General features: G+C 64.0%; 18 protein-coding genes. 12 read left to right on the top strand and 6 right to left on the bottom strand.

Going from position 1 to position 19,311, the window contains the following annotated elements; all coding sequences use genetic code 11:
• Nucleotide 1 precedes the first annotated feature (1 nt).
• From LQ956_RS13580 to LQ956_RS13565, 4 genes are read right to left on the bottom strand one after another with little or no spacing between them, the layout of a single operon-like run.
• A complete protein-coding gene (locus LQ956_RS13580) occupies nucleotides 2–1,102 on the bottom strand; it encodes an AI-2E family transporter (protein WP_238620709.1) in 1,101 nt (366 codons plus the stop codon).
• On the bottom strand, nucleotides 1,099–1,479 hold the full coding sequence (locus LQ956_RS13575; protein WP_430733427.1) for a Crp/Fnr family transcriptional regulator: 381 nt from the start codon (nucleotides 1,477–1,479) through the stop codon (nucleotides 1,099–1,101). The genes LQ956_RS13580 and LQ956_RS13575 overlap by 4 nt, the downstream gene beginning before the upstream one ends.
• Nucleotides 1,476–2,219 carry a type 1 glutamine amidotransferase gene (locus tag LQ956_RS13570; RefSeq protein WP_238620711.1) on the bottom strand — a complete coding sequence of 248 codons (744 nt, stop codon included), beginning with the start codon at nucleotides 2,217–2,219 and terminating at the stop codon, nucleotides 1,476–1,478. Before LQ956_RS13570 ends, LQ956_RS13575 begins: the two co-directional genes overlap by 4 nt.
• A gap of 57 nt (nucleotides 2,220–2,276) precedes the next feature.
• The gene (locus tag LQ956_RS13565; protein WP_238620713.1) at nucleotides 2,277–3,206 is read right to left on the bottom strand and encodes a LysR family transcriptional regulator; all 930 of its coding nucleotides are present in this window, start codon (nucleotides 3,204–3,206) and stop codon (nucleotides 2,277–2,279) included.
• Nucleotides 3,207–3,274: 68 nt separating this feature from the next.
• On the opposite strand from LQ956_RS13565, the gene LQ956_RS13560 reads away from it, so the two are divergent.
• Nucleotides 3,275–3,778, top strand: coding sequence for a TM2 domain-containing protein (locus tag LQ956_RS13560; RefSeq protein WP_238620715.1), 504 nt, complete (start codon nucleotides 3,275–3,277; stop codon nucleotides 3,776–3,778).
• 15 nt (nucleotides 3,779–3,793) lie between these two features.
• On the opposite strand, the gene LQ956_RS13555 is transcribed toward LQ956_RS13560, so the two are convergent.
• Both LQ956_RS13555 and clpB read right to left on the bottom strand, forming a co-directional pair.
• The gene (locus LQ956_RS13555) at nucleotides 3,794–4,093 is read right to left on the bottom strand and encodes a hypothetical protein (protein WP_238620716.1); all 300 of its coding nucleotides are present in this window, start codon (nucleotides 4,091–4,093) and stop codon (nucleotides 3,794–3,796) included.
• A gap of 80 nt (nucleotides 4,094–4,173) precedes the next feature.
• Nucleotides 4,174–6,759 (bottom strand): ATP-dependent chaperone ClpB, encoded by a 2,586-nt coding sequence (gene clpB / locus LQ956_RS13550; protein ID WP_238630183.1) that lies wholly within the window; start codon nucleotides 6,757–6,759, stop codon nucleotides 4,174–4,176.
• A gap of 326 nt (nucleotides 6,760–7,085) precedes the next feature.
• Between clpB and LQ956_RS13545 the strand changes: the two genes are divergently transcribed.
• From LQ956_RS13545 to hemG, 11 genes are all read left to right on the top strand, one after another.
• A complete protein-coding gene (locus LQ956_RS13545) occupies nucleotides 7,086–8,528 on the top strand; it encodes an isochorismate synthase (protein WP_238620720.1) in 1,443 nt (480 codons plus the stop codon).
• A gap of 9 nt (nucleotides 8,529–8,537) precedes the next feature.
• Nucleotides 8,538–10,229 carry a 2-succinyl-5-enolpyruvyl-6-hydroxy-3-cyclohexene-1-carboxylic-acid synthase gene (gene menD / locus LQ956_RS13540; protein ID WP_238620723.1) on the top strand — a complete coding sequence of 564 codons (1,692 nt, stop codon included), beginning with the start codon at nucleotides 8,538–8,540 and terminating at the stop codon, nucleotides 10,227–10,229.
• Entirely contained in the window at nucleotides 10,226–11,038 is an 813-nt protein-coding gene (menH, locus tag LQ956_RS13535) for a 2-succinyl-6-hydroxy-2,4-cyclohexadiene-1-carboxylate synthase (protein ID WP_238620725.1), read from the top strand. The genes menD and menH overlap by 4 nt, the downstream gene beginning before the upstream one ends.
• Nucleotides 11,035–11,886 carry a 1,4-dihydroxy-2-naphthoyl-CoA synthase gene (menB, locus tag LQ956_RS13530; protein WP_238620727.1) on the top strand — a complete coding sequence of 284 codons (852 nt, stop codon included), beginning with the start codon at nucleotides 11,035–11,037 and terminating at the stop codon, nucleotides 11,884–11,886. The genes menH and menB overlap by 4 nt, the downstream gene beginning before the upstream one ends.
• A 70-nt stretch (nucleotides 11,887–11,956) precedes the next feature.
• On the top strand, nucleotides 11,957–12,955 hold the full coding sequence (gene menC / locus LQ956_RS13525; protein WP_238630182.1) for an o-succinylbenzoate synthase: 999 nt from the start codon (nucleotides 11,957–11,959) through the stop codon (nucleotides 12,953–12,955).
• A complete protein-coding gene (gene menE / locus LQ956_RS13520; protein WP_238630181.1) occupies nucleotides 12,952–14,358 on the top strand; it encodes an o-succinylbenzoate--CoA ligase in 1,407 nt (468 codons plus the stop codon). Before menC ends, menE begins: the two co-directional genes overlap by 4 nt.
• A 2-nt stretch (nucleotides 14,359–14,360) precedes the next feature.
• A complete protein-coding gene (locus LQ956_RS13515; protein WP_238630180.1) occupies nucleotides 14,361–14,801 on the top strand; it encodes a hotdog fold thioesterase in 441 nt (146 codons plus the stop codon).
• An 87-nt stretch (nucleotides 14,802–14,888) separates the two neighbouring features.
• The gene (locus LQ956_RS13510) at nucleotides 14,889–16,391 is read left to right on the top strand and encodes a DUF2867 domain-containing protein (protein WP_238620734.1); all 1,503 of its coding nucleotides are present in this window, start codon (nucleotides 14,889–14,891) and stop codon (nucleotides 16,389–16,391) included.
• Between the two features lie 53 nt (nucleotides 16,392–16,444).
• On the top strand, nucleotides 16,445–16,906 hold the full coding sequence (locus tag LQ956_RS13505) for an SRPBCC family protein (protein ID WP_238620736.1): 462 nt from the start codon (nucleotides 16,445–16,447) through the stop codon (nucleotides 16,904–16,906).
• A gap of 42 nt (nucleotides 16,907–16,948) precedes the next feature.
• Nucleotides 16,949–17,674, top strand: coding sequence for a bifunctional demethylmenaquinone methyltransferase/2-methoxy-6-polyprenyl-1,4-benzoquinol methylase UbiE (ubiE, locus tag LQ956_RS13500; protein ID WP_238620737.1), 726 nt, complete (start codon nucleotides 16,949–16,951; stop codon nucleotides 17,672–17,674).
• A 101-nt stretch (nucleotides 17,675–17,775) separates the two neighbouring features.
• On the top strand, nucleotides 17,776–19,119 hold the full coding sequence (hemG, locus tag LQ956_RS13495) for a protoporphyrinogen oxidase (RefSeq protein ID WP_238630179.1): 1,344 nt from the start codon (nucleotides 17,776–17,778) through the stop codon (nucleotides 19,117–19,119).
• The last annotated feature ends 192 nt before the right edge of the window (nucleotides 19,120–19,311 follow it).

The raw sequence follows: 19,311 nt of genomic DNA, 5'->3' as shown, positions 1-19,311 counted from the left end.
TTCAAACCGCCTCATCGTCGTAGCTGGCCGCCTGTTCCTCATGATCGTTTATGTTGTCGTAGCGGGGCCAGGAACGGATCACCGCCTGGATCAGAGTGGCCAGCGGGATGGCGAAGAAGACCCCCCACAGCCCCCACAACCCACCGAACAGGATCACCGCGGTGATGATGGCCACCGGATGCAGGTTCACCACCTCGGAGAACAGCAGGGGCACCAGCACGTTACCGTCCAGAAACTGGATCACCGCATAGGCGATGAGCACATAGGTGAACTCGCTGCTCACCCCGAACTGGAAATAGGCCACCACCGCCACCGGAATGGTGACCAGGGCGGCGCCGATGTAAGGGATGATCACCGATAACCCCACCATGAAGGACAGCAACAGGGCATAGTTGAGGTTGAAATAGATGAAGGTCAGGTAACTGGCGGCCCAGACGATGAGGATCTCCACGAACTTGCCGCGCACATAGCTGGCGATCTTCATGTTCACCTCGGCCCAGACCTCGTTGGCCAGTCCCCGGTCCCGGGGCAGGAAACCGGTGATCCAGCCCAGAATGGCATCCTTGTCCTTGAGCAGGAAGAACACCATGATGGGCACGATGACCAGATAGACCATGATGGTGACCGCATGCATGGCCGATGCCAAGGTCAGGTTCACCACCCGCTGCCCCAGGGCGATGGACTCGGCGCGGATGGCGCCCATGATCTCTCGCACCTGCTCCTCGGTGATGAACTGGGGATAGCGCTCGGGCAATTGCAGCAGGATGTTCTGTCCCTGCACCACCATATTGGGCAGCTCGCGCACCAGCTGTGTGATCTGCTGGCTCATTACCGGCACCACCACCAGCAGGGTGGCCACCAATAGGGCCATGAACACCAGGAAGACCAGGGTGACCGCCGCCATTCTCGGAATACGCCAGCCGTGCAGGCGGCGTACGGCCCCCTCCAGCAGATAGGCAATGATGATGCTGGCCAGCAGCGGCGCCAACAGCTTGCCGGCAAACAGTACCACGGCAAAACCCACCAACAGCAGGAACGCCAGGATCACCACCTGGGGATCGGAAAAATGGCGTTCGTACCAGCGACGCAGGACCGGGATCATTCAGGCTTCTCGCACAGACGCTGATAATGGCGGGCAAACACCGCCTCCAGTTCATCAATCACTTCCACGGCCCCACGCCCCTGCATCACATGTTGCGTCATGAGCTGAGAAGTCTCGTTGAGCAGACGCGCCTTGTCCAGCGCGGGATAGGTGGCCGACAGGCGCTTCATGGCCCGGATCACCGTTTCCTCGGCGGGGCGGGGAATGGGTTCCGGTAAGGGGATGGAGACCGGCACCGCCGGAGTGCGGCCGGCAAGAAACTCCGCAAAGGCCAGCAGGGTCTCCTGATCCGGGGCCGACAGGCCACGATACAGGTCCCGCAGACGTCGTTCGGAGGCCGCAGGGGCGCGATGGGTGGAAGGGGGGGGCAGACTCACTTAGGCTCCAGTTTGAGATTAAACACGGGCATCTTGCGACGTTCCTGCATCAGGCCCAGCGCGGTCACCAGGGCCGCCACCACCTGCGCCGTCAAGTCCTGCATCCCCGGCCAGGCCTCTCGGGCCTGCACCAGCAGTTCGGTGATGTTCGGCGGCGGGTTGTGGCCCGGCTCCATGATGATGTCCTCCAGCATGCCCGGCTTGAGCTCGGGGCGGAACAGCAGGCCGTAGGTCATGGGGTCCGGTCGTATCGCCAGCCAGCGGCCCGAGTCATCCACCAGGATCGGGGTGAGTCCTTCAGGCAATGCCACACTGCCGTGGTGCATGACCAGCACCTGCCGCCCATCCACGGCTTCCGCCAGCGGATCACCCTCGCCTGTCACCGTCTTGCGGGCGGTGACGAAACCCGCCCTGAAGGCAGGCTCCCGCGAGGCCTCGCCACCGGACGCCTGCGCCACCAGCAGCCCCCCCATGCCCAGCCCCACCACCGGACGCCGAGCCTTCTGAAAAATACCGATCAGATGCAACTCGTCGGGCACCTGGGGATTGTGGGTCTCGTCGGCGGTGGACCAGGCGCCACCCAACAGCCAGAGGCCATCGAACGGGGCGGCGGAGCCCGGCAGTCCCTGCCCCACGAAGGGACGGAAATAACTGAACCCAATGTCCCGCCGCTCGAGATGGCTCTCGATCAGCCCGAGAAATTCCGCATAGCTGTGCTGTACAACCGCGTAGTTCTTCATGGCGGACTCCCTGCAGGGTCTCGCGGCCTGAAAACACCCGGTCCCGAACCTGCACGATCAAGAAGACAGACAGCGCTCCCCTTCAGCAGCGGACTGGGTTTCGCAGTAATCGCGAGCGAAGGAGAGCAACTCCTCCATGGCCCGCAACCGGAACTTCTGACGCTGATGCACGAACGAAAACTGCCGCGTCAGGGGCGGCTCCAGCGGGATGCCCACCAGACGCGCCAGGGCCAGTTCCTTGTCGATGGTGGAGCGGGAGAGGATGGATACACCCATGCCGGCCTCGACAGCGCCTTTGATCGCCTCGGGGCTGCCCAGTTCCAGGCAGATGGCCAGGGCATTGCGATCCACATCCTGGGCCGCCAGATAGTCCATGATCACCTCGCGGGTGCCGGAGCCTTCCTCCCGGCAGATGAACGGGAACGGCAGGACCTCTGCGATGCTCACGCAATCCTTCGCCGCCAGTGGGTGAGAGGGCGGCACGATGACCACCAGCTGATCCAAGCGACACACCTCCACCTGAAGGTTGCGGTTGGAAACAGGTCCTTCCACCACCCCCAGATCGATGACGTTGTTCTCCACCATGGAGACGATCCCCTCGGAATTGGACACCTTCAGGCGCAGGCTCACCTCCGGGTACTTCTGCTTGAAGTTGCCCAGCAGGGCCGGGAGCATGTACTCGGCAATGGTGGTGCTGGCCCCCAGGGTCAGGGCCCCGGTAATATCGCCCGTGATCTCCCGGATGGCATTATCCATCTCCGCATAGGCCTCGAAGATACGCTCGGCATAGCCGTAGGCGGTCCGGCCGGCCTCCGTGAGGCTGACCCGGTTATGGGTACGATCGAACAGCCGCGTATTGAAATGCTCTTCCAGCTGGCGGACCTGGAAGGTGACCGCCGGCTGGGTCATGTGCAGGGCCTCCGCCGCTTTGGTGAACGACAACAGTCGCGCCACCGTATAGAACACCTGCAGTCGTCGGTCAGCCATGATGGGATATCCCTGATTTCGTCCTACACTCTGATGGTCGGCATCTTGATTGCAGCAGGAGGATACGCATGGGCCGAGACTGGAAGCGCCTGGACCTCAAGGGGGCAGGTCTGCAGCAGATGAATGCCCGCTACGTCCGCGACATGCGCCGCCCTATGGTTGCTTACGGTCTGATGGCCGGTTTCCCGCTGGGCCTGCATCGATTCTATTTGAAGGAGCCCCTCGGCGGGGCGGCTTATCTGCTCCTGACCCTGTGGCTGCTCGCCGGCCTGTTCCTCGGGACCCGGGTCTGGCTGCTGCTACCGGGCCTGGGCCTGCTGGGCGCCCTGGTCTTCGACCTGTTCTGGATCGACCGCCGTATTACACACCTCAACAAGGCCCTGCGCATGCGTCACTTCCTGCAACCGGGACACCGGCCGCCACCGGGCTATCAGGGGCGAAGGGACGCGCCGGAAACGGCAAAGGATCCTTCTCTCGGGGAACAACCGGCTGCGTTCAATCAGCAAGAGGCCATGCTGAGGGCACTGTTGAAGGCCGACAAGGGTCGGCGCACATCGCGTGACAGGACCTGAAAACCATCCGGGAGATCACGGATCGCCCGGACGCCAGATACCGAAGGCCTCCTGAGGGGCGTGTACAGGTTCCGGCGGCACTTGGCGCTGCTGTGCCGCCACGTCCTCGAACACACTCCCCATGAAGGACTGCAGTTGCTCCAGAAACTCCCGGCGCCGATCATCCGGCACATGCTGGCAGGCCAGTAAATAGCCGGTAACGGCGGCCATGTACTGGACCGCGACCAGAGGGTCCCCACAGCGGGGATCGTGACTCGCCAGCACCTCCTGAAGCTGCTGGACCAGTTCACCTGATAATTGCAGTGTTTCGCTCATGGACGAAGCATATGATGAAATGGAAAAATGGAAAAGCCCGAAGGGCGGTCCACCCGCCCCCTCCCCGGTCCTTTTTTCCTTCAGCTCGGACGATCCTTGCCGAAGGTCAGCCCCTCCCCGGCGCAATCCACCACCACGGCGTCACCGGGATGATACTCGCCCCGCAGGATACGCTGGGCCAGCGGGTTTTCCAGTTGCTGCTGAATCGCCCGCTTCAGGGGTCTGGCCCCGTAGACCGGATCGAACCCGGCCTCGCCCAGCCGGTCCAAGGCCGCCTCGGACACCGTGAGCTGCAGGTCGCGCTCCGCCAGGCGGCGGCGCAGATAATCCAGCTGGATGGTGGTGATGGCGCGAATCTGTTCCCGACCCAGAGGGTGGAAGACCACCACCTCATCCACACGATTGATGAACTCGGGGCGGAAATGGGTGCCGACCACCTCCATCACCGCTGCCTTCATCTCGTCGTAGCGTTCCTCTCCGGCCATCTCCTGGATCAACTGGGAACCCAGATTGGAGGTCATCACGATCACGCAGTTGCGAAAATCCACGGTGCGACCCTGGCCATCGGTGAGACGGCCGTCATCAAGCACCTGCAACAGCACGTTGAAGACGTCCGAATGGGCCTTTTCCACCTCATCCAGCAGGATCACCGAGTAGGGCTTGCGCCTGACCGCCTCGGTCAGATAGCCACCTTCTTCGTACCCCACATAGCCCGGCGGGGCACCGATGAGCCGGGCCACGGAATGTTTCTCCATGAATTCCGACATATCGATGCGCACCATGGCCTCTTCGGTGTCGAACAGGAACGCAGCCAGGGCCTTGGTCAGTTCGGTCTTGCCCACCCCGGTGGGGCCCAGGAACAGGAAGGAACCATTGGGGCGGTTGGGATCGGAAAGCCCTGCCCGCGCACGGCGGATGGCGTCGGCGACGGCCTTGACCGCCTCGCCCTGACCCACGACGCGCCGGGTGAGGGCTTCTTCCATGCGCAGCAGCTTTTCCCGCTCACCTTCCAGCATCTTGGAGACGGGGATGCCGGTCCAACGGGACACCACATCAGCGATTTCTTCCTCGGTCACCTTGTTGCGCAACAGTCGCATCTCATGCATTTCCGCCTGGGCGGCCATGTCCAGTTGCCGTTCCAACTCGGGAATGCGGCCGTACTGCAGCTCGGACATGCGGCCCAGGTCGCCGGCCCGGCGGGCGGTCTCCAGTTCCAGACGGGCCCGCTCCAACTCCTCCTTTATGGAGGCGGTGCCGGACAGGGCGGCCTTTTCCGCCTTCCAGATCTCATCCAGGTCCGAATACTCCCGCTCCAGCTTTTCGATCTCCACCTCCAGGGCCTCCAGACGCTTGCGGGAGGCTTCATCGGATTCTTTCTTCAGGGCTTCGCGCTCGATCTTGAGCTGAATCAGACGCCGTTCCAGACGATCCATGCTCTCAGGCTTGGAGTCGATCTCCATGCGGATGCGACTGGCTGCCTCATCCACCAGGTCGATGGCCTTATCCGGTAGCTGCCGATCCGTGATGTAGCGATGGGAGAGGGTCGCGGCGGCGACGATGGCAGGATCCGTGATGTCCACCCCATGATGGACTTCATAGCGTTCCTTCAGGCCGCGCAGGATGGCGATGGTGTCTTCCACATTGGGCTCGTTCACCAGCACTTTCTGAAAACGCCGCTCCAGGGCGGCATCCTTTTCCACGTACTTGCGGTATTCGTCCAGGGTGGTGGCACCGATGCAGTGGAGCTCGCCTCGGGCCAGGGCGGGCTTGAGCATGTTGCCCGCGTCCATGGAGCCTTCCGCCTTGCCGGCACCCACCATGGTGTGCAGCTCGTCGATGAACAGGATCACTCGCCCCTCCTGCTTGGCCAGGTCGCTGAGCACCGCTTTGAGACGCTCTTCGAAATCGCCGCGGAACTTGGCCCCGGCGATGAGTGATCCCATGTCCAGAGACAGCAGCCGCCGGTCCTTGAGACCCTCGGGCACCGCGCCGTCGACGATGCGCTGGGCCAGCCCCTCAACGATGGCGGTCTTGCCCACGCCGGGCTCACCGATGAGAACGGGGTTGTTCTTGGTGCGGCGCTGCAGCACCTGAATGGCACGGCGGATTTCCTCGTCACGACCGATCACCGGATCCAGCTTGCCCTGCTCGGCCCGCTCGGTGAGGTCGATGGTGTATTTTTCCAGGGCCTTGCGCTGTTCCTCCGCGTTGGGGTCCTCCACCCGCTGACCACCGCGCAGATCGTTGACGGCCCGGTCGATGGCCCCCTTGGCCGCCCCGGTCTTTCTGAGCACTTCTCCCAGCTGCCCCTGATGTTCCAGGGCCGCCAGCACGAACAGCTCGGAGGAGATGAACTGGTCCTTGCGATCCTGCGCCAGCTTGTCGCACAGATTCAGTAGCCGGCCCAGGTCGTTGGAGATATGCAGGTCACCGGCGGCCCCCTCCACACTGGGCAGGCGCTCCAGGGCCTCCCCCAACTGGGACCGCAGCAGGTTCACATTGACACCGGCCTGGGCCAGGAGGGGCCGTACCGATCCCCCCGCCTGGTCCAGCAGGGCGATCATCAGATGTATCGGTTCGATCATCTGGTGATCACGGCCCACCGCCAGGGACTGGGCATCGGCCAGTGCCATCTGGAACTTGCTGGTGAATTTGTCCATGCGCATGGTGGCAAAACCCCTTGAGACTATGTCAGATTAATCCTGGATATTGGGCCGGGGCAGCGGGCTTTCAAGCAGGACTGACTTGCAACCCATTTTTATTAACATATAGCTGACCCGGTGATCCATGATGCCGCTATCACGGCATTTCGGAACGTCCCTCCTGTGGCACAATCCAAAGTGATATAAGTCATATCTGCCCTCATTAACCGGTTTTTATAATTTTCGGCGGGCGGCGCTTCACGACGGCGACGGATCCTGCCCGCCCCCCGGAGCCGCCGGGCGATCCGGAACGGGAGCGCGAGGCCGGCCACTTGTTCAGAGGATGTACCGTGTCATCAGTCAGTCAATATCCGGTATCACTCGACCAGCCCCTGGGCGCCGGTACTCCGGGCGTGGGCCGAGATGCCGGAGGCGACTGTCTGGATACCGGCAGCCCCCTGCATGGGGCGGTGGAAACCCTGCTGGGCCGGATCAAGAACTGGTCCTTCCGCAGCGACCACCTGCTGCACCTGAGCGTGCCCGTCCCGAGGACCAGTCCCTTCCGCTGGCTGCAGGCCGCACCGGCCGGCGAGCGCAGCCTGTGGCAGAATCGGGAAGGGGACGAAAGCATCGCCGGCATCGGCATCGCCGTGGAGCTGAGCGCCCGGGAAGCCGCCGCCTATCCTGCCCTGCTGCGCCGGGTCCATGACACCCTCGGTGGACAAGCCACCGCCTTCATCGGCGGCCTCTCCTTCGACGGCCTGCCCGGACGGGATGACTGGGAGGGGTTTCCTGCGGCCCGCTTCGTGCTGCCGGCCATCGAGCTGCGCCGACAGGCGGGACAATACCGCCTGGGCGTCAACCTGCTGGCGGGCTCGCGGCGGGATTTCATGACCCGCAAGACGCGACTCATCGCCGCCCTGTGCCACCTGCGTCAGACAACGGCGGACGGTCCGCTCCCTCCGCCGGTCCGCATCACCCGGCGCGTCGATCACATGGATTTTGACACCTGCAGTCGGCATATCGGCAACATCCTCACACACATCACCCAGGGCCTCATCCGCAAGGTGGTGCTGGCCCGACGGGTGGATCTGCAGCTGACTGCCCCCCCACCTGCCTTCCTGACCCTGGAGCGCTGGCACCAGAGCAACCCGGGCAGTTTCTGCTTTGCCATGGAAAACGGAGAACGGTTGTTCATGGGATGCTCCCCGGAGCGGCTGTTCAGTCGCGTGGGCCGCCACGTGTTCACCGAATCCCTGGCCGGCACCGTACGCCGCGGCGGCACGGCACAAGAAGACACGGCACTGGAGCGCATCCTGCTGCAGGACCCCAAGTTAATCCATGAGCATGAACTGGTCACCCGGTATGTGCGCGAGCAGATCGCCCCCTGGATCACACAGATCGAGGGTCCCGCCCAGGCCCGCATCTTCAAGCTGGACCGCATCCAGCACCGTTACCTGCCCATTCACGCCACCCTCAGGGAAGGTGTGCGCGATGACCAGTTGCTGGCCGCCCTGCACCCCACCCCGGCGGTCTGCGGCTTTCCCCGCAGCGAGGCCCGGGACCTGATCAGCCGACAGGAGACCGCCCACCGCGGCTGGTACAGCGGCGTGATCGGCAGGATCTGTCCGCAGCGCTCGGAATTTGCCGTGGCCATCCGTTCCACCCTGCTCCATCGCAACCAGGCACTGTGCTACTCCGGTGTCGGCATCGTGGAAGGCTCCGATCCCGAGGCGGAATGGAACGAGCTGGAAGCCAAGATCGAATCCTTTCTCGCCGTGCTGGAATCCTGAGTGTCGATCATGCGGGCAGCATTCACTCATATCAACGAGGCGTGGGCGCACCTCCTGATAGACCGTCTCTATCAGCACGGCGTCCGCGATATTTGTCTGGCGCCGGGCAGTCGCAGTGCACCGCTGTCCCTGGCGGCCGCCCGCTATCGTGACGACCATCCCGACCTGGGGCTGCATACCCACTTCGATGAGCGGGGCCTGGCCTTCCTGGGTCTGGGGCTATGCAAGGCCGGGCAACGTCCGGTCGCCCTGATCACCACCTCGGGCACCGCCGTACCCAACCTGCACCCGGCCCTGGTGGAGGCCTTCCAGACCCATCAGCCCCTGGTGGCGGTCACCGCCGATCGCCCTGAGGAACTGGTGGGCTGCGGCGCCAACCAGGCCATCGTCCAGCCGGGGATCTTCCAGAGCCATACGCGGGCGGCCCTGAATCTGCCGCCCCCCGACGCCACGCTGTCCGGCGGCTGGCTGGCCCAGCAGCTGGATGCGGTCCTTGCCCGACTGCGAGGACCTGACCGGGGGCCGGTCCACATCAATGTGCCGTTTCGTGAACCGCTCTACGGCACCTCGGACTCCATCGACTTCGGTCCCTGGCTGGCCGACGTGCCGCCGGTGGAAATGTCTCCGCCCCCGCATCCCGGTTTCAGCCTGCACCGGCTCAGGGAGCCGGTGATCTTCGTCGCCGGCCAGCTGGACACCGAAGAGGCTGAGGCGGTCCTGGCCCTGGCCGAAACGGCCTCAGTGCCCATTCTGGCCGACATCGGCAGTCAATTACGTCTCCGGGAGCACCCCTGCGTGCTGGCCCATCCGGACCTGCTGCTGGCGATCACCCACGTCAGGCGCCGTCTCAAGGCCATGCATCAGGTGGTCCAGTTCGGCGGCCGCATTACCAGTAAGCGAATCAACCAATGGCTGGCGTGCTTCCAGGGCCAGTACTGGCTGGTGAGCCCCCATGAGGACGGCCTGGACCCGGAGCACCACGCCACCCAGATACAGGCCTCGATTCCTGAGTTCTGCAACCAGCTCCGAGTCCCGCCTCAGCGGGGGCTGGGTATCGAATCCCTGCAGTCCCAACTCAGCGAACATCTGGAGCTGACGCTGACCTATCCCTTCTCGGAGCCGGCCGCTGCCCGCATCATCGCCGACATGATCCCCGAGAACATGCTGCTGCTGCCCGGCAACAGTCTGAGCATCCGGCTGCTGGACATGGTCGCCCGGCCTGGACGGGGCAATCGCTGCATCACCAACCGGGGGGCCAGCGGCATCGACGGGCTGGTGGCCACGGCCATGGGCCTGGCCATGGGTCATCCAGCCGGGGCGACCCTGCTGATCGGCGATCTGTCCCTGCTCCATGATCTGAACAGCCTGGCACTGGCACCCCGCTGTCACCACCCGCTGATCATCGTGGTCCTCAACAATGACGGCGGCGGGATCTTCAATCTGCTACCCGCCGCGGAACAGAAGGAGCATTTCCAAGCCCTGTTCCAGTTGCCCCATGGCCTGACGTTTCGCAGCGCGGCGGCCCTGTTCGGCCTGGCCTACGCAAACCCGGATTCGGCCGCCGGTTTTGAAAAAACCTATAGCGATGCCTGCCGCAAGGGCGGTGTTACCCTGATCGAACTGAACTTTCCCCACAACCAGAGCAGCCGGATCATCAAGGGCCTGATCAGCGCCCTGGTGGAAGTCCGCTATGAGACATGACCCGGCAACCCGTCATAGCGTCACTGGGCGCCGTCCATCACCCCACCCTGGTCCTGCTCCACGGCTTCATGGGCAGCGGCCATGACTGGCTGCAAACGGCCCGGCTACTTTCAGACCGGTACCACTGCCTGATGCCCGACCTGCCGGGCCATGCCGGTCAATCCCTTTCCGCGGACCTGAACTTCGAGGAGTATTGTGAACGGCTCTGGCAGCAACTGGCGCCAGCACTGCCTCCGCACGTCGGCCTGGCGGGCTATTCCATGGGTGGGCGCATAGCCGCCTGGCTGGCAATCCGCCATCCCGAACGCATCGCCGTCCTACTCCTGGAGGGCGCCCACCCGGGCCTGAATAGCGAAACGGAGCGGCTGGCGCGGCGGCGCCATGACGAGGCCTGGGCCCGGCGGCTCGAACAGGAACCCTGGCCCCGGGTCCTGGAGGACTGGTATCAGCAACCGGTGTTTGCCGACCTGTCCCCCGCCCAGCGTGATGCCTTCGTCCAGGCCCGATCCTGTCAGAACCCGATGACACTGGCCCGGGTACTGCGTGCCGCTGGTCTGAGTGGTCAGCCGGATCTTCGCCCCGGTCTGGCTGGACTGACCTGTGCCCGGGCCTTCATCGCAGGCACCCGGGACACCAAATTCAGCGCCCTGGGGCAGGGGCTGACCCATGCCTGCCCGGGGCTTGAACTTGTCAAACTGGACGGTCTGGGGCATAACTGCCACGCTCAGGCACCCGAGCAGGTGGCCGCCGTCATGCGCCGACTCTGCCATCCCATGCACTTCACACAAACGAGTACAGCATCCTCATGAGTACAGCAGCAGTCTCTTCCATCACCCCGGCACTGGACTGGCAGGACCATTCGGCCCCTTATGAAGATATCCTGTACCACAAAGCCGAGGGCATCGCGAAAATCACCATCAATCGCCCGGAGGTCCGCAACGCCTTCCGTCCCCGGACGGTCAAGGAACTGCGCCAGGCCCTGTCGGATGCCCGCTTTGACGAAGCGGTCGGCGTCATCGTCCTCACCGGCCGGGGGGATCTGGCCTTCTGCTCCGGGGGTGATCAGCGAGTCCGCGGTGATTCCGGCTACCAGGATGAACAGGGCGTCCATCATCTGAACGTATTGGACCTGCAGAAAGAAATCCGCTCCTGCCCCAAGCCGGTGATCGCCATGGTGGCCGGCTACGCCATCGGCGGCGGCCATGTGCTGCACCTGATCTGCGACCTGAGCATTGCCGCGGACAATGCCCGCTTCGGCCAGACCGGCCCCAAGGTGGGCTCCTTTGACGGCGGCTTCGGTGCCAGCTATATGGCCAGTGTGGTGGGCCAGAAAAAGGCCCGGGAGATCTGGTTCCTGTGCCGTCAGTACGATGCCCGGGAAGCCCTGGACATGGGTCTGGTCAATACCGTGGTTCCGCTGGCGCAACTGGAGCAGGAGACCGTGGCCTGGTGTCGCCGGATCTTGGAGCACTCCCCCATCGCCCTGCGGATGCTCAAATCCGCCTTCAATGCCGGGGTCGACGGCCAGGCCGGCATCCAGGAACTGGCCGGCAACGCCACCATGCTCTTCTATATGACCGAAGAGGGACAGGAAGGCCGCAACGCCTATCTGGAGAAGCGCCAGCCCGATTTCCGTAAATTCAGACGCCAGCCCTGACCCGTGCCGGCCCCTCTTCATGGAGAGGGGCGCAAACCCGGGGCTGGCCACCGACAGGAACGGACCACCCATGGAAGCACGCCCCCCTCATGAAATGCGGCTCTGGCGTTTCTCCCTTCCCCTCAGGCAGCCATTGCCCATGCCGGGGCACCGCCTGACCCAACGAGAGGGACTGTTGCTGGAGTGGTGTCGTCCCCGCGCGGACAGCCTCTGGTCCGAAATCAGCCCCCTGCCCGGTTTCAGCCAGGCCACGCTGGATCAGTGCCTGCAGCAGATCCGGCAGATCCTGGACCGGGGCGGCGCACCGGCCGACCGCTTCCGTCATCTGCCGACCACGACCGCACCGGAAGTGCGTTTCGGCCTGGAAGCCGGGCTGCTGCAATGGACTCAACACCTGCCACCAGCGGCCTCGGTCCCGCGGTGCTGCCTGATCCGTCACGACGACGCCCTGGACCTTGCGGATGATCCGGAACCCCTTTGCTTCAAACTCAAGGTGGGACGTGACGCCCTGGCGACGGATATCGACAGGATCCAGCATGTGGCGGCACAACTTGCCGAAGGCCAGTGGCTGCGTCTGGATGCCAACCGTTCCTGGAACCTGGAACAGGCCGAAACGCTCTGTCAGGCCATTGACCGGCAACGGATTCAATTCATCGAGGAACCCCTGCGGGCCGGCAGCGACTACCGACAGTGGTGGCCGCACACCGGCATCCCCTTCGCCTGGGATGAGACCTTGAGAGAGGGGAAGACACCCGATCTGTGGACACCGGGACTGGGCGCCCTGGTCATCAAGCCCATGCTCACCGGCCTGAACCGCAGCAGCATCCTGGTTCATCAGGCCCGCCGACGAGGCATTCCCGCCATTCTCAGTGCCGCCTACGAAAGCAATCTCAGCCTGGACCTCTATGCACGCCTCGTCCACCACTGGGACATCCGGGGTCCCCAAGGTCTGGATACCTTCGGTATATTTGCCCGGGCACTGCTGATGCCCATTCTCAGCCAACCGGAACACCACGCATTGCCGATCACACCACAAGCCGAACTGGAATACCTTGGATGCTGGACATGAGCCCCCACCCGCCCTGTGCCGACATGCCCTGCCTGCTGCAGAAGGCAGGCAGACGTCATGCCGAAGAACCCGCCATCATCACCCCCGAAGACAGCCTGAGCTTCGCCGAGTTGGAGGCACGGGTGGATCAGCGGGCCATAACCTTTCTGGCCCGGGGTGTTCAGGCCGGAGACTGGATTGCCCTGCGCACCCGGGCTACGGTGGCCGGCGTCATCGACCTGCTGGCCGTACTCCGCAGCGGCGCCTGTCTGTTACCCGTCAATCCGGCAATACCGGAAACCCCGCTGGGCACATTGCTGCAAGAACAGGGTATCCGCTGGCTGGTTCGGGAGCCTGGTCGGCCCCTCCAACCAAGCGTCAGGATCGATCGGGATGTCACCACCTCGGCCTCGCCACCTGCCGCCATGGCGCTACGCCACCGATTTCAGGCACACACACCTTGCACGGGCATCCTGACCTCCGGCTCCACCGGCCGGCCGAAGCTGGCCGTCCACAGCTATGCCAACCATGTCCTCAGTGCGGCCGGTTCTGCGGCACTCATCCCGTTGTGGCCGGGAGACCGGTACCTGCTATCCCTGCCTACCTACCATGTGGGTGGCCTGGCCATCGTGTTTCGCTGCCTGCTGGGGGGCGCAGCCCTGGTGCTGGACGGGCGTGCCGAGAATGCCGGCTTTCTGCTGCACATGGGCGTCACCCATGTCTCCATGGTGGAAACCCAGCTACACCGTCTGCTGAAGCAGGGAAACCCTGCTTCTTCGACCCTGCGGTGCCTGCTCTTGGGGGGAGGACCGGTGCGTGCCTCCCTGCTGGAACAGGCACGCCGGCAGGGCCTGCCCTGCTGGACCAGCTATGGGCTGACCGAAATGAGTTCCCAGGTGATCGCCCAGCCCCCGGAAGGGCCGGCCCGCATCCTGCCGCACCGGGAATGCCGTCTGGACGCCGATGGCGAGATCCTGGTCCGCGGCGGCACCCTGTTCCTGGGGTATCGGGACTCGGGCGGCATCCTCCCCTCGACCGACGGGGAAGGCTGGTTCCATACCCGTGACCTGGGCCGATGGGAGGACGGCCGTTTCCAGGTGGTGGGGAGACTGGACAATCAGTTCATAAGCGGTGGTGAAAACATTCAGCCGGAAGCCATTGAGCACCTGCTGCATACCCACCCCGATATCCTCCGGGCGGTGGTGGTGCCGCGACAGGACGCAGAGTTCGGCCACCGTCCCGTGGCCTTCATCCAGTCCAACGCGGAACTGGACGACCATGCCCTGCGCACCTGGCTCAGGGAACAACTCAAGCCCTTCATGGTGCCGACGACCTTCTTGCCCATGCCGCCCACCGGCGATCTCAAGATTCAGCGCCGAGAATTGATCCGGCTGGCCAATACCCCGCATCCTCGGGAGCGCTGACCATGATGCCACTGTGGCAACGCCCCATAGACCTCGAGGCGATCAATGCCGTCCACCAGGGCACCCTCATGGAAGCCCTGGGGATCGAGATCACCCGAATCACCGACACGGCCCTGTTCGGGACGCTACCTGTGGACGCACGTACCCGCCAACCCCATGGTCTGCTCCACGGCGGTGCCTCCGTGGCCCTGGCCGAAACCCTGGGCAGCGTGGCCGCCAACCTGGCGGCGCCTCCGGGATGGATGGCGGCGGGCATGGAGATCAGCGCCAGTCATCTCAAGTCCGTCCGCCACGGCCGGATCCTCGGCTGTGCCCGGCCACTACACCTGGGACGCAACACCCAAGTCTGGGAGATCCGGCTGGAGGACGAGGCAGAGACAACCGTCTGCGTCTGCCGACTGACGGTGCTGCTCAGGGAACGATCTTCCTCGTCGGCGCCCTGACACCCAAACCTGTCAAACACAGACGTTCATCAAGGCAGGAGAAAAACCCCGTATAGTAAAGTGACAAGCCCTCACCGGAGATCTCCCATGGCGACACCCGGCACCTCGAAGACACCCGCAGACAATGCGATCAGCCCGGATGCCCTGACCCTGGTTTTCGGCGCCAGCGGCTACATCGGCAGTAATCTGGTACCCCGCCTGCTGGACCGGGGCATCCGGGTTCGGGCCTGCTCACGTACGCTGAGCGTGCTGGAGGCCCGGGGCTGGACGGGGGCCGAACTGGTCCCGGCCGACGCCCTCAAGCCCGAGACCCTGGGGCCGGCCCTCAAGGATGTCCAGATCGCCTACTATCTGGTCCATTCCATGGGTGCCGGTAAGTCCTTTGGCCGTCTGGATCTGGAGGCGGCAAGGAATTTTGCCCAAGCCGCCGCCGAGGCCGGTGTCCGGCGCATCGTCTACCTGGGCGGGCTGGCCCCGGCCTCCGCCCGCAGCGAGCATATCGTCTCCCGGCGCCTCACCGGTGACGAACTGCGCAAGGGCAGCGTCCCGGTCACCGAACTGCGCGCGGGCATCATCGTCGGCCCCGGCTCGGCGGCCTTTGAAGTGATGCGCGATCTGGTCCTGCATCTGCCGGTCATGGTCACCCCCAAGTGGGTCTCCCGCATGTCCCCACCCATCGCCTTGGATAATCTGCTCGACTACCTGGAGCGCGCCCCCCGCATCCCGGAGGCCGCCGGCGAGATCCTGGACACCGGTGGTCCTGAGTACCTCACCTACGCGGACATGATGCGCACCCTGGCCGAGGAGGCCGGGCGCAGACCGCCACGGATCGTCCCGGTCCCGCTGCTGTCACCCAAACTGTCCTCCTATTGGCTGCGCCTGGTCACCTCCGTGCCCACCGCCATCGCCCAGGCGCTGATCGAAGGTCTCAAGGAAGACTATGTGGCCGATGATGTGCGTACCCGCAGTCTCATGCCCCAGGACCTGATGGATTTTCGCACTGCGGTGCGCGCCACCTTCGCAGCCGAACAATCCCACGCGGTCGCCGCCCGCTGGACCGAAGGGGCATTCATGTTCCGTGACTACCGGGTGGACTACGCCTATTACGCCAAGCGGGCCTGTGGCAGCGCCCTGGCTCGGGCGACCCCGACCCAGGTCTGGGAGGTAGTCAGTCGCATCGGCGGAGAAAATCGCTACTTTGCCTATGAGACCCTGTGGAAGCTCCGCGAAGGCATCGACTGGCTGCTGGGAGGCCCCGGCCGCAACTATGGGCGCCGTCACCCAACCGAACTGCGCCTCGGCGACATGGTGGACTCCTGGCGGGTGATGGCCATCGAACAGGAAAGACGCCTCACCCTGGGATTCGGGATGCGCGCCCCCGGGGCGGGTGTCCTGGAAATCGAACTGATGCCGGAGGACCAGGGAACCCGGATCACCGTTACCAACTACTGGCACCCGGCCGGTGTGTGGGGGCTACTGTACTGGTACCTGATGGCACCGGCCCATGCCTTTGTCTTCAAGGGGCTGGCCGAGGGGATCGCCCGGCGGGCCGAAACCGTCCCGTCTCTTGACCCATCCGGCGGTGTTTGACATAACCACGCGGGGTCTTTCTTACCCCGCCGTTCATGGGAGCTGATTACCAGATGCCGGTCGTTGATCATGACATGCTGTTTCCGGCGGAACAGGAAGAAGTCTTCGGGATGATCCGTCGAGTGGATGAGTTTCCGCGCTACGCCGATGCCGTGGAATCCGTCACGCCCCTGAACGAGAAGACCTATCGCTGGCAGGTCCGCGCCAACGGCATGGTCTTTCATTGGGATGTGACCATCGTCGACGAGAAGCCGCCGCACATGATCCGCTGGCAGTCCCTCAGCGGTATCCGCAATACCGGGCACTATCGCTTTTCCTCCGTCCCCGGAGGCACTCGGGTGCAACTCACCATTGAATACCATCTGCCCACCCGACTGCTGGACAAGACCGTGGGCCGAGTGGCCAGACCGATCATTCATCACATCAGTCGCCAGGCCTTCGAACGCATCCGCCGTTCCTTGATCGAAGACCAGGCGGCGCAGCGCCGCAATGGCCCGCCCCCATCAAAGACATAACGTCGCGGCGCACGTCACCCTCCCTTTGCACTGGAACCCTGCATGGACAAACAGCAACGCATCATCCAGATGTTCAACGACATCTCCCCTACCTACGACAAACTGAACCGCATTCTCAGCTTCGGGGTGGACCGGCAGTGGCGCCGCAACGGATGCCGGGCAGCCATGCAGATCCACGGCGGTCCGGTGCGGCACCTGGTGGATGTGGCCACCGGCACAGGCGACCTGATCCTGTTCTGGCGCGAAGCGGCGGCATTCTGTGGAACGACCATCGAACGGGCCACCGGCGTGGACCCGGCGGTAGGGATGCTGGAACTGGCCCGCCGTAAGGTGGATGATGCGACGTTCATGGAGGCGCCGGCCACTGCCCTGCCCCTGGAGGATGGGAGCGCCGACCTGGTGAGCATCAGCTACGGCATTCGCAACGTGCTCGACGTGGAAGGCGCCCTGAGGGAGTTTCACCGGGTGCTGGCACCGGGCGGGCTGGCGGTGATCCTGGAGTTCATGAGCCATGAAAAACTCACGCTGATGGATCGGATGAACCGCCTGTACATGAGCAAGGTGCTGCCCCGTGTCGGTGCCATGATTTCCCGGGACAAGGAGGCCTACACCTATCTGCCGGAGTCCATCCAGGGCTTCATGAGCACACAGCAACTCTGTGACAAACTCACCCAGGCCGGGTTTGAGTTGGTGGAGGTCAAGGATGAATTTCTGGGAATCTCGACGCGCTTCATCGCCCGCAAACCGGGGGCATCCGCCACCATGTGATGTGCCGGATGTCAGGGCACATGATCCGATTGCCATCAAGCATTTCAGGCTGAATCGCGGCCTGACAACATCGATTTCAGAGACAAAATAGGGAGACACCCATGCGGGTAGCCATTATCGGGGCCGGTATCAGCGGTCTGGCCACGGCCTTTTATCTGCAACGCGCCCGAAGCGATGCGGAGATTGTAATCTACGAAGCCAACCCCCACGTGGGCGGCACCCTGCACACCATTGACATCGAAGGCTTTCGCTTTGAGGAAGGCGGCAACGGTTTTCTGAGCAACAAACCGGACATGCTGCAACTGGTCACGGACTGCGGCGCCGGCGACGTGCTCATGCGCAGTCAGGATGCCTCCCGCAGACGCTTCATTTACACCGACCGCATGCACCCCATGCCCGACTCTCCGGGCAAATTCCTCAAGACCGAACTGCTCAACTGGCCGCAGAAACTGCGGGTGATGGGCGAGTTGTTCATCCGCCCCAAGCGGGATGACAGCGATGAAACCCTGCAGTCCTTCGGCTACCGTCGTCTGGGCAAGGCCTTCACCGACATCTTCCTGGATGCCATGACTGCCGGCATTTACGGCACCACCGCCGACCGGGTCTCCGTGAAGGCCGCCTTCCCCCTGGTGACGGAGTTGGAACGTAAGCATGGCGGCTTGTTCAAGGGCATGATCGCCCGCCGCAAGCAGAGCGCCGGCCCCGGCGGCGTGCTGATGAGTTTCAAGGGTGGCATGAATGCCCTGACGGAACATCTGCATAAGACGATCAAGGCCGAATGGCACCTGGACACACCGGTGGAAGCCGTGGTTCAAGAAGGCAAGGGTTTCCGGGTCGAAGCCGGCGACCAGTCGGCTACCGTGGATCAGGTGATCCTGGCCGTGCCGGCCCATGTGGCCGCCCGCATCCTGGCAGGGTTGGATCAGGAACTGGAACGGCAGTTGGATGCGGTCAACTACGCCCCCATCGCCGTGGTGGGCTTCGGCTGGAAGCACCTGGATCATCCTCTGGACGGCTTCGGGGTACTGACCACGGCTGCCGCCCGCATGCCTTTCCTCGGCATCCTTTGGGACAGTTCCATCTTCCCTGATCGCGCCCCGGAAGGCATGAAATGCGTGCGCGTGATGCTGGGCGGACAACGGGATCCACACATGGTCGACCTGGATGACGACGCCCTCATTGCCCACGCGCGCGACGGCGTCAGCAAGGCCCTGGGGATCGATGTCTCGCCTGACGTACAGTTCGTGAAGAAATGGCCGCGGGGTCTGCCTGGGTATCCGGTGGGTCACATCGAAGCTATGGATCGTCTGATGGCACACGTGGGCCGTTATCCGGGCCTGCACCTGACCGGCAACGCGTACCGGGGCATCGCCATGAACGACTGCGCCCGCAACGGCCGCCTGACCGGCGAGGCCGCCGCCCTGCTGGGAGAGAAAAAGTTCTGAGTAGGCCCTGAAAAAGCCCCTGACCGTGACGCCCGAGAAGGCCGCATGCCCCCGACGGAAGCGCTCCTTACCGTCGGTCCCACCCTTTTGCCTTCTGCCCTCTTGCCGTCGCTCTGCTCTCTTGCCGTCACGCTGCCCTTTTGCCGTCACGCCCGCCCCCCTGTCATCACTCCCGCGCAAGCGGGAGTCCAG

It is taken from the genome of Ectothiorhodospira lacustris (assembly GCF_022227845.1).
Taxonomy (GTDB): domain Bacteria; phylum Pseudomonadota; class Gammaproteobacteria; order Ectothiorhodospirales; family Ectothiorhodospiraceae; genus Ectothiorhodospira; species Ectothiorhodospira lacustris.
Note: the sequence above shows the minus strand (reverse complement) of the source record. Positions and strands in the feature narration are given on the sequence as shown.